At 74.0% G+C, this 14,174-nt stretch carries 12 protein-coding genes and 1 riboswitch; of the genes, 2 read left to right on the top strand and 10 right to left on the bottom strand.

The window, feature by feature from the left end; translation table 11 throughout:
- Nucleotide 1: 1 nt before the first annotated feature.
- The 3 genes from ribD to rpe form a co-directional block, all read right to left on the bottom strand.
- Nucleotides 2-1,063, bottom strand: a complete 1,062-nt coding sequence (gene ribD, locus ABZU69_RS11325; RefSeq protein WP_354964251.1) for a bifunctional diaminohydroxyphosphoribosylaminopyrimidine deaminase/5-amino-6-(5-phosphoribosylamino)uracil reductase RibD — start codon at nucleotides 1,061-1,063, stop codon at nucleotides 2-4.
- Between the two features lie 163 nt (nucleotides 1,064-1,226).
- Nucleotides 1,227-1,397: riboswitch (FMN riboswitch) on the bottom strand.
- A 78-nt stretch (nucleotides 1,398-1,475) separates the two neighbouring features.
- On the bottom strand, nucleotides 1,476-2,432 hold the full coding sequence (locus ABZU69_RS11320; RefSeq protein WP_354964250.1) for a response regulator: 957 nt from the start codon (nucleotides 2,430-2,432) through the stop codon (nucleotides 1,476-1,478).
- A gap of 1 nt (nucleotide 2,433) precedes the next feature.
- Complete coding sequence (rpe, locus tag ABZU69_RS11315; protein ID WP_354964249.1) at nucleotides 2,434-3,114, bottom strand: ribulose-phosphate 3-epimerase; 681 nt, start codon at nucleotides 3,112-3,114, stop codon at nucleotides 2,434-2,436.
- Nucleotides 3,115-3,367: 253 nt separating this feature from the next.
- On the opposite strand from rpe, the gene ABZU69_RS11310 reads away from it, so the two are divergent.
- Nucleotides 3,368-4,258 carry a septum formation family protein gene (locus ABZU69_RS11310; protein WP_354964248.1) on the top strand — a complete coding sequence of 297 codons (891 nt, stop codon included), beginning with the start codon at nucleotides 3,368-3,370 and terminating at the stop codon, nucleotides 4,256-4,258.
- Nucleotides 4,259-4,343: 85 nt separating this feature from the next.
- Complete coding sequence (locus ABZU69_RS11305) at nucleotides 4,344-5,234, top strand: septum formation family protein (RefSeq protein WP_354964247.1); 891 nt, start codon at nucleotides 4,344-4,346, stop codon at nucleotides 5,232-5,234.
- Nucleotides 5,235-5,315: 81 nt separating this feature from the next.
- Here the strand turns inward: ABZU69_RS11305 and ABZU69_RS11300 are convergent, their stop codons facing one another.
- From ABZU69_RS11300 to metK, 7 genes are all read right to left on the bottom strand, one after another.
- Nucleotides 5,316-6,752 (bottom strand): transcription antitermination factor NusB, encoded by a 1,437-nt coding sequence (locus ABZU69_RS11300; protein WP_354964246.1) that lies wholly within the window; start codon nucleotides 6,750-6,752, stop codon nucleotides 5,316-5,318.
- Nucleotides 6,749-7,675: a methionyl-tRNA formyltransferase gene (fmt, locus tag ABZU69_RS11295; protein WP_354964338.1), complete on the bottom strand. Its 927-nt coding sequence runs from the start codon at nucleotides 7,673-7,675 to the stop codon at nucleotides 6,749-6,751. The genes ABZU69_RS11300 and fmt overlap by 4 nt, the downstream gene beginning before the upstream one ends.
- Nucleotides 7,676-7,680: 5 nt before the next feature.
- Nucleotides 7,681-8,241 (bottom strand): peptide deformylase, encoded by a 561-nt coding sequence (def, locus tag ABZU69_RS11290; protein ID WP_089016580.1) that lies wholly within the window; start codon nucleotides 8,239-8,241, stop codon nucleotides 7,681-7,683.
- Between the two features lie 45 nt (nucleotides 8,242-8,286).
- Nucleotides 8,287-9,555 (bottom strand): cytochrome P450, encoded by a 1,269-nt coding sequence (locus tag ABZU69_RS11285; protein WP_354964245.1) that lies wholly within the window; start codon nucleotides 9,553-9,555, stop codon nucleotides 8,287-8,289.
- 166 nt (nucleotides 9,556-9,721) lie between these two features.
- Nucleotides 9,722-10,705 (bottom strand): AAA family ATPase, encoded by a 984-nt coding sequence (locus tag ABZU69_RS11280; RefSeq protein ID WP_354964244.1) that lies wholly within the window; start codon nucleotides 10,703-10,705, stop codon nucleotides 9,722-9,724.
- 245 nt (nucleotides 10,706-10,950) lie between these two features.
- A complete protein-coding gene (locus ABZU69_RS11275; RefSeq protein ID WP_354964243.1) occupies nucleotides 10,951-12,867 on the bottom strand; it encodes a primosomal protein N' in 1,917 nt (638 codons plus the stop codon).
- Between the two features lie 59 nt (nucleotides 12,868-12,926).
- Entirely contained in the window at nucleotides 12,927-14,120 is a 1,194-nt protein-coding gene (gene metK / locus ABZU69_RS11270; RefSeq protein ID WP_121653394.1) for a methionine adenosyltransferase, read from the bottom strand.
- Nucleotides 14,121-14,174 lie beyond the last annotated feature (54 nt).

The following is a 14,174-nucleotide window of genomic DNA, read 5'->3' as shown; positions in this document are numbered from 1 at the left end:
GTCAGCCCTCCCTCTTACGGGGCAGCGCGGTGATCCGGAGATCCGGACCGATCTGCGTAACGTCGACGAACTCCAGATCAATTGCCTCAGCGATGGTGCTCACGCCGGCGTCGACCAGGGCGGTCGGGCCGGCCCCGAGCAGCCGGGGCGCGACGTACCCGACGATCTTGTCGACCAGGCCGGCGGCGAGGAACGCCCCGGCCAGCCGGGGGCCGCCCTCCAGCAGCACCGCGCGGACCCCGCGCTGGTGCAGCGCCGCGAGCAGCGCCGGCAGGTCCACCCCGCCGTGCGAGCCGGCGCCCACCTCGGCGGCGGTCGCGATCCAGGTCCGCGCGGCGCCGTCGCGGACCCGGGCGTCGGCCGGGGTACGCCCCGAGCTGTCCACGACCACCCGCAGCGGCTGCCGGATGGCCAGGCTGCCGTCGCGCAGGTTGCGGGCGGTCAGTCGGGGATCGTCGGCGAGCACCGTGCCGATCCCGGCGATGACCGCGTCGACCGTGCCGCGCAGCGCGTGCACGTCGATCCGGGCCGCCTCCGAGGTGATCCACATGCTGGTGCCGTCCGCCGCCGCGGACCGGCCGTCCACCGTGGCGGCGTACTTCCAGATCACGTACGGCCAGCCCCGGCGCATCGAGGTCAACCAGGCGACGTTGCCGGCCTCGGCCTCGTCGCCGCGTATTCCCAGGTCGACCCGAACCCCGGCGGCACGCAGCGTGGCGGCGCCTCCGGTGGCCACCGGATTCGGGTCGGGTACGGCGATCACCACCCGGCCCACTCCGGCCTGGACCAGCGCGGTGCTGCAGGGACCGGTGCGGCCCGTGTGGTCGCAGGGTTCCAGAGTGACCACCGCCGTGCCGCCGCGGGCGCGCTCCCCGGCCTGGGCGAGCGCGACGATCTCGGCGTGCGGCCCGCCGGCGTAGGCGTGAAAACCCTCACCGACGACCGCGCCGTCCGCGTCGAGCAGCACGCAGCCGACCACTGGGTTGGGGCTGGTGGTTCCCAGCCCGCGCGCCGCCAGCTCGATCGCGCGTCGCATCGCCTCATCGACTGAGACGCTGGCCATCGCCGTGTCCCTGCCCTCTCACTCGCCGGTCCGCGCGCGGGCGGTCAGGGAGGCGGCATGGGGCCGCAGGGCATGCGGCGGCGGATTCCGGGTGCGGCACAGCCGCCCCGGGGGGTCGGCACGGCACGCTGAAGCCAGCGGCCGGCTCGGACCCGTCCGTCCCGCGCGCTGTCTCCCATCCGGACTGTCTGGGCGCGGACGAACCGCCCCCAACCGTCGGCCCCGGATTCTCACCAGGTCCACCGGGCGGCACAGCCGTCCGGGTCGCGGGCTTACCACGGTCGGACCGTGGATCACCGCCGGTTCGGAATTTCACCGAGTCCCGCCAGCGCGTGGTGGGTACTCCGGCAGTCTTACACGCAAACGGGGGTCCGTCGCTACCGAGGCGAGCTACTTCACAGCCGGATCACGCTCACGTGACGCCGCGCCGCCGGTCCACCGCCACGTACGACCCGGGCTGGCTCTTGGCCACCGTCTTCATCTCGGAGGCCACCGCGATCACCTCGAGCGGGTCGGTGAACCGCTTGCCGGCGTCGGAGAGGGAGACGCCGATGGAGAGGGTGACCAGGGCCGCACGGCGGATCGTGCCGCGCCGGTCCTTCAGCTCGACGAAGCCGCGCTCCCGGTCGGTCGGATCGTAGAGCGTGTCGGCCGCCTTCTCGAAGTCGACCACCGCCCGGGAGGTCAGCGAGCGGACCTGGTCCGGGGCGCAGACGATGACGAAGTCGTCGCCACCGACGTGGCCGAGGAAGGCCGGGGGCAGGCCCACCGCCACCACCGCGCGGTGCAGGCTGCGGGCCAGCGCGGAAATGAAGTCGTCGCCGCGGACAAAGCCGTACCGGTCGTTGACGCTCTTGAACCGGTCGATGTCGACGTAGCCGACCGCGTAGTCCACCCCGTGCCGAACCCGGTCGCTGATCTCCCGACGGATCCGGCTGTTGCCGGGCAGCCCGGTCAGCGGGGAGACCTCCCGGAACTCCTTGTTGCGGCGCAGGGTCGACGAGACCCGGGCCACCAGCTCGGCGGTGTCGAACGGCTTGACCAGGTAGTCGTCGGCGCCGGCGCTGAGCCCGTGCACCTTGTCGACGGTCATCCCCTTGGCCGTCAGCATGATCACCGGCAGGGCGGAGGTCATCGGGTCGGCGCGCAGCCGCCGGGTCAGCTCCAGTCCGTCGATCCGGGGCATCATCAGGTCGACCACGGCAAGGTCGGGCCGCTGCCGCTCGATGACCTCGAGGGCCTCCTGGCCGTCGCTGGCGTGGATCACCTCGAAGCCGTGCAGCCGCAGGTTGAACTCGACGAAACGGGCGATGTCCTCGTCGTCATCCACAACGAGGATGATGTCCTTGCGGTCGCCCTCGGGGTCCACCTCAGGCCCCGGGAGCCGCGCGTTCCGCCAGCGCCCGCAGGTGACGTACCGCCTCCGCCGGGTCGGCGGCGCCGTAGACGGCGGTGCCGGCCACGAACGCGTCGGCGCCCGCGGCGGCGGCCTGCTCGATGGTGTCGGCGGCGATCCCACCGTCCACCTCGATCCGCAGCTCCAGGTGCCCGGCGTCGACGTGCCCCCGGGCGGCGCGGACCTTGTCCAGCAGTTGCGGGATGAACCGCTGCCCACCGAAACCGGCCTTGATCGTCATGATCAGAAGGGTGTCGAAGCTGGGCAGCAGCTCCAGGTACGGCTCGATCGGGGTGTCCCGGTCGATGGCGAGACCGGCCTTCGCCCCGGCGGAGCGCAGGTCCTTGGCGAGCGCCACCGGATCGTCGCACGCCTCCGCGTGGAAGGTCACGTTGTACGCCCCGGCGTCGGCGTAGCCGGGGGCCCACCGACGCGGGTCCTCGATCATCAGGTGCACGTCGAACGGCAGCGCGGTGACGGCGCGCAGGCTCTGCACCACGGGCAGACCGATGGTCAGGTTCGGCACGAAGTGGTTGTCCATCACGTCCACGTGCAACCAGTCCGCGGCGTCCTCGACGGCACGGATCTCTTCGGCGAGGCGGGCGAAATCGGCGGCCAGGATGCTCGGCGCGACGATGGGCGGCGGTACGGTCACGGGGCCAGTGTACGAACGCGGCAACCCGCCGCCCCACCGCGGCACCATCGGGGACGCGCTGTGATCCAGTAGTGACCAGTGGTGCAGAATTGGCCGGTCCGGACCGCCGAATCCGGACGAACAGACATCAACGGCTGGCCGATCGACGGAAACGCGACGACACTCCAACCGGGACGGTGCCGTAGGCTGCACGCCCGCCGGGGTCTCGCCGCGGGGCGCGGTGACCGGTCGCCAGCTCCCGGGAGGGCGGACGATGCGACGGTGGCTCGGAGCGCTGGCGCTGGCCGGCGCCACGACGATCCTGCTGACCGGCTGCGGGCCGGCGCGAGGCGCCGACGGTGACCTCACCGACGACTGGCCGGCGCTGCGGACCCCGAAACCGTTCACCCCCGCCACCGACACCTGCCTGCCCCGGATCACCTCCATCGTGCAGGCCAGCACGTACGAGACGGTGGACTGCGCGCGCAGCCACCTGGCCGAGGCGATCCACGTCGGCACCCTCGTCGGCCCCGCCGCACGCGCCGCCACCCGACCGCAGCCGGGGTCGCAGGCACTGCGGGCCGCCCGCGCCGAATGTGACCAGCGGGCCCGGGAGGTGCTCGGCGGCGACTGGCACACGGCGCGGCTCACCCTGTCCCTCTCGCTGCCCTCCGCACCCGCCTGGACCGGCGGCGCGCGCTGGTTCCGCTGCGACCTCAGCGAGACCGACAGCATCGACAACACCCGGCCGGTGAACCGCACCGGCAGCCTGCGCGGCGCGTTGATCGGTGACACACCACTGACGCACCGGTGCTTCGACCCCAAGCTGATCGGCGACAACCTCAACTACATGGCGCCGGTGCTCTGCACGGAGCCGCACCGCGCCGAGTTCGTCGGCGTCTACCTGGAACGGGACATGAGCTGGGCGGACTTCACCCGCTCCGCCGAGCAGACCCACCAACGCTGCATGGCCTTGATCGCCACGTACGCCGCGGTGCCGAACAACAGCGACCTGCCGTACCGGGCCGGGTCCATCTACTACCCACCGTCACAGCGGGAGTGGGAGGAGGGTGACCGTGGGGTGCGCTGTTTCCTGTGGAGTGACGACCGCAAACTCACCCGCTCGATGCGCAATGCGGGCCCACAGGGACTACCCGCCATCTGAGCACCGGTGCCGTATGCTGCTGCGCCGTGGCGCTACCGGGCGGCTGGGGGCCGGCCGGAGACCACCAGCGGCGGGAGGTCGGGGGATGCGACGGTGGTTGGCGGCGCTCGCCGCGGGCACGACGGCCGCCCTGGCGCTGGCCGGGTGCGGCGCGCCCGCCGGAGTCGACCGGAACCTCATCGACGACTGGCCGGCGCCCGTCGCGGCGCAGCAGTTCGTTCCCGCCGCCGAGGTCTGCCACCACCCCGCCCAGCAGGTCGGCTACCTGACGGGCTACAACCCGGTGGCGTGCACCGAGTCGCACCGGGTGGAGACCATGCACGTCGGCACGCTCAGCGGCCCGGGCGCGAACCGCGGGACGCCCCCACCGCCCGGCTCGGTCGGCATGCGGACCGCGCAGGTCAGCTGCGACAAGGCGGTCAGCAAGGCGGTGGGTGCCGACTGGCGCTCCGGGCGCCTCGGCCTGACCGTCGTGCTGCCGTCCGCGCCGGCCTGGGCCGGTGGGGCCCGCTGGTACCGCTGTGACGTCACCGAGCTCGCCAGCATCGACGACACCTCCGTCGGCCTGCGCACCGGCAGCCTGCGGCGGGCGCTGACCGGCGCGGCGCCGCTGGCGTACCGCTGCTTCAACCCCAAGCTGGTCAAGGACGACATCGACGAGATGGCGCCGGTCTCCTGCACCAGCCGGCACCACGCCGAGTTCGTCGGCATCTGGCAGGCCCCGGACGTCAGCTACGCCGAGTTCAACCGCACCACCAAGCGGACCCACCGGGCCTGCCAGACGGTGACCGCCAGATACGCCAAGGTGCCGGACAACTCCCAGCTCGACTTCCGCGCCGGGACGATCTACTACCAGCCGTACGAGCAGGAGTGGAAGAACGGCAACCGTGGCGTGCAGTGCTTCCTGTGGATCAGCGACCGGGCCCTGACCCGCTCGATGAAGGGCGCCGGCACCAAGGGCCTCCCGGTCACCTGACCCACCGCAAATGAAAGGAAGGGCCCCTTATTAACGCCTGGCGTTAATAAGGGGCCCTTCCTTTCAACTAAGCGGTGCGACTCAGCCCCGGCGCAGGACGGCGAGGAACATCGCGTCGGTGCCGTGCCGGTGCGGCCAGAGCTGCACGGTGGGACCGTCGCCCAGGCCCGGCATACCGGCCGGCAGCAGCGGCCGGGCGTCCACGAAGTCCACCGGCACCCCGCTGCGGCGAGCCGCCTCGGTCACCGTCACGTGGGTCTCCACCGTGTGCGGCGAGCAGGTGACGTAGGCGACCAGCCCACCCGGACGGACCGCACGCAGCGCCGCACCGAGCAACTCCCGTTGCAGCCGGGTCAGCGGCGGCAGGTCGGAGGGCTGGCGACGCCAGCGCGACTCCGGCCTGCGGCGCAGCGACCCCAGCCCGGTGCACGGGGCGTCCACCAGCACCCGGTCGAAGTGCCCCTCCGGCAGCTTCGGGTCGGCACCGACCTCACGGCCGTCCATGGCCAGAACGGTCACCGGCAGACCCCGGGTCGCCTGGGAAACCAGCCGGGCCCGGTGCTCGGCCACCTCCACCGCGGTCACCCGGGCGCCGCGCTGCGCGGCCAGCGCGCCGAGCAGCCCGGCCTTGCCGCCCGGACCGGCGCACAGGTCCAGCCAGCGCCCGTCCGGGCCGTCCAGCGGCGCGTCGGCGAGCGCGCTGGCCACCAACTGGGAGCCCTCGTCCTGGACGTGGGCCCGGCCGTCGACCACCGCCGGAATGTCGCCGGGCGCGCCACCGGGCAGATAGACGGCGTACGGCGAGAACGCGCCGGGCGCCCCACCGACCTGGTCGGCCAACTCCACCGGGTCGATCAGGCCGGGCCGGGCGCACAGGTGCACCGGCGGGCGCTCATTGTCCTCGATCAGCAGTCGGGCCGTCTCGCCCAGATCACCGCCGAGCGCCTCGGAGAACGCCCGCACGATCCACTGCGGATGGCTGTACGCCAGGGCCAGGTGCCCGACCGGGTCGGTCTCCATCGGCGGGGCGAGCTTCGCCACCCAGCCGTCCACGTCGAGGGTGGACACCTCGCGCAGCACCGCGTTGGCGAACCCGGTGGCGCCCGGCGCGACCGCGCGGACCAGGTCCACGGTCGACGAGACCGCGGCGTGCGGGGGCACCCGGGTGTGCAGCAGCTGGTACGCCCCGAGCCGCAGCGCGTCGCGCACCGGCGGGTCGATCCGGGCCACGTCCCGGCCGGCCGCGTCGGTCAGGATCGCGTCCAGGGTGCCCAGGTGGCGAAGGGTGCCGTAGGTCAGCTCGGTGGCGAAGGCCGCGTCCCGGCCGTACAGCCCCTCCTCGCGCAGGATGGTGGGCAGCACCAGGTTGGCGAACGCGTCGTCGCGGTGCACCGCGGCCACCGCCTCGTACGCCGCGCGTCGCGGCCGGTCCAGCGGCGGTCGGACCGGCCGGCGGTCCCCACCACGACCGGCGGGCGGGCCGGAGCGCGTCGGGCGCGTCCCCTCCGGGGCGGTCACGCGAACTCCTCGCCGGTGCTGACCCGGACGCCGCGCGCCCAGTCGGTCGCCGGCATGGCCCGCTTGCCGGCGGCCCGGACCTCGCCCAGTCGCACCGGCACGGTGGCCGTGCCGGTCAGCACCCGGGCCTTCTCCACCAGCAACTCCCCCGGCTTCAGATCGGGGCCGTCGGCTGCCGCCACCACCGGGCCGAGCTTCACCCGCTCGCCCCGGAAGGTCGTCCAGGCACCCGGGGCCGGCGTGCAGGCCCGGATCCGCCGGTCCACCGCGAAGGCCGGGTCGGTCCAGCGCACCCGGGCGTCCTCCACGGTCAGTTTCGGTGCCAGCGACACCCCGTCGGCCGGCTGCGGCTCGGCGCGGGCGGTGCCGTCGGCGATCGCGTCGAGCACCGCCACCAGCAGCCCGGCGCCGGACCCGGCGAGGCGCTCCAGCAGGTCACCGGAGGTGTCGCCGGGGTGGATCTCGTCGGTCAGGGTGCCGAAGACGGGACCGGTGTCCAGACCCTGCTCCAGCTGGAAGACGCTGGCCCCGGTCAGCTCGTCGCCGTGCAGCACCGCGTGCTGCACGGGCGCGGCGCCGCGCCAGGCGGGCAGCAGCGAGAAGTGCAGGTTGATCCAGCCGTACCGGGGGATCTCCAGCGCGGCCGGCGGCACCAGCGCGCCGTAGGCGACCACCGGCACGCAGTCCGGTGCGAGCTCGCGCAGCCGGTCGAGGAACTCCGGGTCACGGGGGCGGGCCGGGGTGAGCACCTCGATGCCGTGCTCGTCGGCCCACTCACCGACCGGGGAGCGGGACAGGCCGCGCCCGCGTCCGGCGGGCGCGTCCGGCCGGGTGACCACCGCGACCAGCTCGTGCCGGGAGGCGGCGACGGCGGCCAGGGCGGGGACGGCGACGGCCGGCGTACCGGCGAAGATCACACGCATCCGGGTCACCGACCCAGGCCGAAGGGGCTGCCCGCGGCGTGCGGGTTGACCTTGACCACCGGCGGGGCCGACGGGTCGTACCACTCGGCCTGGCGGATCGCCTTCATCGCCTCCTTGCGGCCGGCGGCGTCGAGCCGGTCCAAGAAGAGCACGCCGTCGAGGTGGTCGGTCTCGTGCTGCACGCAGCGGGCCATCAGCCCGGTGCCGACGATCTGGAGCGGGTCGCCGTAGCCGTTGAAGCCCTTGGCGATGACGTTCTGCCGGCGCTTGGTGTCGAAGTAGAGCCCGGGGATGGACAGGCAGCCCTCCGGGCCGTCCTGCTCCTCCTCGTCGGGGAATTCGAGCACCGGGTTGACCAGGTGCCCGAGCACGTCGTCGACGTCGAAGGCGAACACCCGCAGGCCCACACCGAGCTGCGGCGCGGCCAGGCCAGCGCCACTCTGCTCCCGCATCGTGTCGGTCAGATCGGCGATGAGCCGACGCAGTTCGACGTCGAAGTCGACGACCGGATCGGCCGGCGTGCGCAGCACCGGATCCCCAAACAGACGGATGGGCTGGACGGTCACGCGGGACGGCTCCTTCATGGGGTGGACGAGCGGTGCCGTACCAGTCTACGGAGTGCCCGGGTGGGCGCCGGCTGGCGTACCTCGATCGGCCACCGCGGGTGTGCCCAGCGTCACCGCCAGGCTCTGGTATCCGCGCAGGGTCAGCCGGGTGCGGTGGCGGGGCGTCCCGGCCAGAGCCAGCTCGGGCAGCCGGCGCAGCAGCATCGGAAAGGCCAACTGCGCCTCCAGCCGGGCCAGCCCGGCGCCGAGACAGTAGTGCGGGCCGGCGCCGAAGGAGAGCGGGTGCGCCTGGTCGCGGGTGGGGTCGAAGCGCTGCGGGTCGGGGAACCGGCGCGGGTCGCGGTTGGCCGCGCCGAGCAGCAGCAGCGCCGTGCTGCCGGCCGGCAGGTCCAACCCGCCGCAGCGCACCGGCGCAGTGCTGGTCCGGGTGGTCAGCTGCACCGGCGAGTCGTAGCGCAGCAGCTCCTCGACGTACGCCGGCGCGAGCCCGGGGTCGGCGCGCAGCGCGGCGGCGGCCTCGGGGTGCCGCAGCAGCACCACCAGCCCGTTGCCGAGCAGGTTGGTGGTGGTCTCGAAGCCGGCGACCAGCAGCACCACCAGGTTGGCCAGCAGCTCGTCGCCGGTGAGCCGGTCGCCGTCGGTGTCGTGCACCTGGACCAGCGCGGTGGTCAGGTCGTCGGCCGGCGCGCGGCGGCGGGCGGCGACCAGCTCGGCGAAGTACGCGCGCAGCTCGGCGGCGCCGGCGTCGGCGACGGCCAACTCCTCGGCGGTGATCTCCGGCTCCAGCACCCCGGTCAGGTCACCGGCCCAGCGGCGGAACAGCGGCCGGTCGGTTGCCGGCACGCCGAGTAGCGCGCAGATCACCCCCACCGGCAGCGGGTACGCGAAGTCGGCCAGCATGTCGACGGTCGCGCCGTCCGCGGCACGGTCCAGCATGTCGTCGAGCAGGGCCTCGGCCTGGGCACGCACCACGTCGCGCATCCCGGCGATCCGGCGCGGGCTGAACGCGCCTGCGGCGAGCCGGCGCATCCGGCTGTGGTCGGGCGGGTTGGTCCGCAGCATGGACCGGGCGATCGACGAGATCGCCGCGCTCTCGCGCCAGTTCGGCCAGACCTGGTCCCGCAGGGCGTCGTCCAGCACTCCGAGCCGGGGATCACGCAGCAGCTCGTCGACCTCCGGGTAGCCGGTCACCACGTACAGGCCGGGCAGGGCCTGCACCACCGGCCCGTGCGCCCGCAGCCGCTCGTACGTCGGGTACGGGTCGACCCGCCCCTGCGGCGACATGAGCAGTGTGAGCGCCTCGGCAGCCTCCATGGCCGGCCTCCCCGTCGATGCGTCGGAGGCTCCATCATGCCCACGCCGCCGACGCCTGGCATCCTCCGGAGCGGAGAAAACGACGCCGAACCGGCCCGCGTCAGTCTCCGGCGCCGGCCGCGTCAGACTCCCGCCCCGCCGTGCCCGGACGCGGGCGACCGCGCGGTCAGGCGCTGGCGCCCGGATCGCCCGCGAGGACCGCGTCGCCGCCGAGGAGCGCGGGCTCCGGCAGCGGCAGCTGGATCTTGTGGGCGGCCTCCCAGTCGTAGACCAGACCGGGACGCACCTGCGCGGCGAAGTAGTCGATCGCGCTCATCCCGCCGACCACCGGCTCGTCGACCTCCGCCACGAGCTGGGCGGGGACCAGGGAGAAGCCGTTCTGCAGGGCGGCGCTGAGCCGGCGGTGACCGTCGACGACGAAGAAGTACTCACCCGTGAACCCGATCTTCAGCGGCTCCAGGGCCGCGTCACCGGCCTCGGCCACGTCGCCGACGAACTCGGAGTCCCACAGCCCGCGCAGGGTCGCGATGTCCTCGGTCGGGTAGACCCGGGCCGGGTCCAGCAGCAGCAGCGGCGGGTCGTCGCGCAGCACCTCGTCGCCGAGCGTCCCCTCGTACGCGGCGACGATGTGCTCGACCACCTCGGCGGCGGAGGCACGGGTGGTGTCGCAGATCAGGTCATAGTTGCGCAGTCGGGCCTTGTCCACCCCGTACCGGATGATGAACCGGTTGCGCTCGCTCTCGCTGCGCTCGCGCAGCTTGGCCTTGGCCTCCTCCAGCGTGGCGTAGCTCTCCGCCGGCCCGGAGGGCCGGGCCAGCACCCGGCGGGCCGCCTCACCGGGCTCGGTGATCATGTGCACCTTGAGCGCGTCGGTGAAGAAGTGCCACGCCAGCCGGGAGTCCATGATGAGGCGCTCGCCGGAGGCGGCGATGTCCCGCTGGAGCTGGTCGACGTAGCCGTCGACGGCCTGGTCGAGCTCGGCGTGCAGGTTGAGCTGCAGCGCGGTCATCTGTCGCTGCTGCGCCATCTCCCGGTAGAGGTCACCCACGCTCACCCGGCGCATGCCGAGCCGTTTGGCGATCTCCACCGACACGGTGCTCTTGCCGCTGCCGAGGTCGCCGTTGAAGACGATCGAGTGTCGAACGGTCACGACTGGTCCACCCCTGATCACCGGCTGTTTGAGATCATCGACATCGCGTCCGACCGACGCGTTCCCGCCATCGTCGCTGCCACCCTGCGAAGGCTACAGCTCGGCGCGCCTGACGCCGCGCCGCGACCTGGAGCCGTCGTCCGCCCGGGCATGACGGGCGATGTTACCACCCAGGCACCAGCGCTTTGCCGGACGCGGTGTGCGGGGACACCGCCTCCGACCAGGCCCGCCAGCCGCCGTCCGGCTCAGAACAGGCTCAGCGGATCGACCTGGAGGCGGACCGGGTCAGCGGCCTTGCGGGCCGCCCGCGCCCCCGCCGCCGAGTGCAGCGCCTCGGCGAGCGCGGCGGCCCGGGCCCGGGGCACCCGCACCAGCATCCGCTCGCGGCCCTCCTCGGCCGGCACCGGCCCGAGCACCTCGGCGTCGTCGGGCAGCCGGGCCGCGGCGAGCAGGTCGGCCACCGCCTCGGCCGGGCCGGTGACACTGGCCATCCGCACCGCAGGCGGGAAGCCCAGCTCGCGGCGCTCGGCCAGTTCCCGGCCGGCGAACCAGCCGGCGTCCCAGCGCAGCAGCGCCTGCACCGGGGCGAGCGCGCCGTCGGCGACCACCACCACCCGGCCGGCCGGGGCCGGGCGGGCCAGCGCCGCGGCGGCCAGCCAGCGGCGCAGCGCCTCCTCGCCGGCCCGCAGGTCGGCCCGGGTCAGCAGGGCCCACGAGTCGAGCAGCAGCACCGCGCCGTAGCCCCCCTCGGCGGCCGGCTCGGCGCCGGGCGTGGCGACCACCAGGGCCGCGCCGCCGGGCACGTCGCTCAGCACCTCCTCCCGGCCGGAGGTGCGCACCGGCACGCCGGGAAACGCCCGGCCCAGCTCCTCGGCGGTACGCCGGGCCCCGGTCACCGCGGCCCGCAGCCGCCGGCCACCGCACTCGGGGCAGGCGTACGCGGCGGCCACCCGGGCGCACCAGCGGCAGGCCGGGGTGCCGCCGGCCGAGGGCAGCGCGAGCGGCCCGGCGCAGTGCGCGCAGCGGGCCGGGGTCCGGCAGTCCGCGCAGGCGACCGAGGGCAGGTAGCCGCGCCGGGGCACCTGCACCAGCACCGGCAGGTCCGCCCGGAGGGCATCGCGGGCGGCCGTCCACGCCAGGCTGGGCAGCCGGGCGGTGGCCGCCCCAGGGTCGCGGGCCAACTGCGGGTCGTCACCGGTCGGCGCGATGGCCGGGATACGGGCCCGCACGGTCGCCCGGTCAGCCACCACCTCCCGGGCCCAGCCGGTCTCCACCAGCAGCTGCGCCTCGGCGGTGCGGGCGTACCCGCCGACCAGCGCGCCAGCCTCGGCGAGCTGCGCGCGCGTGAGCAACACGTCCCGGGCGTGCGGATAGGGGGCGCGCGGCTCGGCGTGCAGGTCGTCGCCGTCGTCCCAGACGGCGACCAGGCCGAGCCGGTCCACCGGGGCGAACATCGCCGCCCGGGTGCCGATCACCACCGGCACCTCCCCCCGCCGGGCGGCGAGGAACGCGCGGTAGCGCCGGGCCGGACCGAGCGCGGCGGAGAGGGTGACGTGTCGTCCCGGGCCGAGCACGCCGGTGAGCGCGACATCCAGCCGATCGAGGTCGCGGGCGTCGGCCACCACGACCACCGCTCCGCGGCCCCCGGCGACCGTGGCGGCGACCGCGTCGGCGTAGCGGGCGGCCCAGTCCTCGCCGGGCAGCGCCGACCAGACGGCCCGGGGCGCCCGGCCGTCGGTGAGCGCGCGCAGGAGAGCCGGACCGGTCGGGTAGTCCCGCCACCCGCGCGGGTCGAGGGCGGGCTCGTCGGAGGAGGCCGGCGTGCTGGTCTGATCGCCGTGGGCCTCCTTCTCGACCCGGGCGTGCCGGGGTGGCACGGCGAGCCGGAGCACGTCGGCGAGGCTGCCCGCGTACCGGTCGGCGACCGCACGGGCCAGGCGGGCGACCTCGGGCGCCAGCACCGGCTCCGGAGAGACCACCTTCTCCAGGTAGGCGAGCCGGCCGGTGTGCCCTGAATCGTCGGCGCGGGACAGCAGCCAGCCGTCGACGAGCTGCCCCGCGAAGCGCACCTTCACCCGGGTGCCGGGCACCGCCAAGGCGTCCAGCTCGGCCGGCACCAGGTAGTCGAACGGCCGGTCCAGGTGAGCCAGCGGGACATCCACACAGACGCGTGCGACCGGCGACCCTTCCGCGGGTCGCCGGTCGCTGCGCTTGGTGGCGGTCAGGCTCCCGCGGCCGACTTGAGGTCGGCGGCCCGGTCGGTGCTCTCCCAGGTCAGGTCCGGCAGCTCGCGGCCGAAGTGGCCGTACGCGGCGGTCTGCTGGTAGATCGGGCGGAGCAGGTTGAGGTCCCGAATGATCGCGGCCGGGCGCAGGTCGAACACCTCGGTGACGGCCTTCTCGATCGAGGCGACCGGCACGGTCTCGGTGCCGAACGTCTCGATGAACAGGCTCACCGGGTGCGCCTTACCGATGGCGTACGCGACCTGGGCCTCGCACCGCTCGGCCAGGCCGGCGGCGACCACGTTCTTGGCCACCCAGCGCATCGCGTACGCGGCCGAGCGGTCCACCTTGGACGGGTCCTTGCCGGAGAACGCGCCACCGCCGTGCCGGGCGTACCCGCCGTAGGTGTCGACGATGATCTTGCGACCGGTCAGCCCGGCGTCACCCATCGGGCCGCCGATCTCGAACCGGCCGGTCGGGTTGACCAGCAGCCGGTAGCCGTCGGTGTCCAGACCGAGGCTCTCCAGCTCCGGTGCGATGACGTGGTCGCGCACGTCCGGGGTGAGCAGCGACTCCAGCGAGATGTCCGCGGCGTGCTGGCTGGACACGACCACGGTGTTGAGCCGGACCGGACGCAGCCCCTCGTACTCGATGGTCACCTGGGTCTTGCCGTCCGGGCGCAGGTACGGGATGGTGCCGTCCTTGCGCACCGCGGCCAGCCGGCGGGCCAGTCGGTGTGCCAGCGCGATCGGCAGCGGCATCAGCTCGGGCGTCTCCGAGCACGCGAAGCCGAACATCATGCCCTGGTCCCCGGCGCCCTGCGCGTCCAGTGCGCTCTCCGAGGCTCCGGTGCGCAGCTCGAAGGCGTTGTCAACGCCCTGCGCGATGTCCTCGGACTGCGCGCCGATGGAGACGCTGACCCCGCAGGAGGCGCCGTCGAAACCCTTCTTCGACGAGTCGTACCCGATGTCGAGGATGGTCCGGCGGACGATCGTCGGGATGTCGGCGTACGCCTTGGTGGTCACCTCACCGGCGATGTGCACCTGCCCGGTGGTGATCATGGTCTCCACCGCGACCCGGCTGTGCGGATCCTCGGCGAGCAACGCGTCGAGGATGCCATCGCTGATCTGGTCGGCGATCTTGTCCGGGTGGCCTTCCGTGACCGATTCGGACGTGAAGAGGCGGCGTGTCACGGCACTCCTAAGCGTGTGAGGTCGTTCCGCGGCAGTCTAGTCACCGCTGCGGTG

Origin of the sequence: Micromonospora sp. NPDC005206 (genome assembly GCF_040608175.1) — a bacterium.
Classification (GTDB): Bacteria; Actinomycetota; Actinomycetes; order Mycobacteriales; family Micromonosporaceae; genus Micromonospora.
Note: the sequence above shows the minus strand (reverse complement) of the source record. Positions and strands in the feature narration are given on the sequence as shown.

What these genes read in the sequence shown, in the direction of transcription:
- ABZU69_RS11285 (WP_354964245.1), bottom strand. Translation starts at nt 9,555, where the DNA reads ATGGAGGCTGCCGAGGCGCTCACACTGCTCATGTCGCCGCAGGGGCGG.
- ABZU69_RS11310 (WP_354964248.1), top strand. Translation starts at nt 3,368, where the DNA reads ATGCGACGGTGGCTCGGAGCGCTGGCGCTGGCCGGCGCCACGACGATC.
- fmt (WP_354964338.1), bottom strand. Translation starts at nt 7,675, where the DNA reads ATGCGTGTGATCTTCGCCGGTACGCCGGCCGTCGCCGTCCCCGCCCTG.
- ABZU69_RS11305 (WP_354964247.1), top strand. Translation starts at nt 4,344, where the DNA reads ATGCGACGGTGGTTGGCGGCGCTCGCCGCGGGCACGACGGCCGCCCTG.
- ribD (WP_354964251.1), bottom strand. Translation starts at nt 1,063, where the DNA reads ATGGCCAGCGTCTCAGTCGATGAGGCGATGCGACGCGCGATCGAGCTG.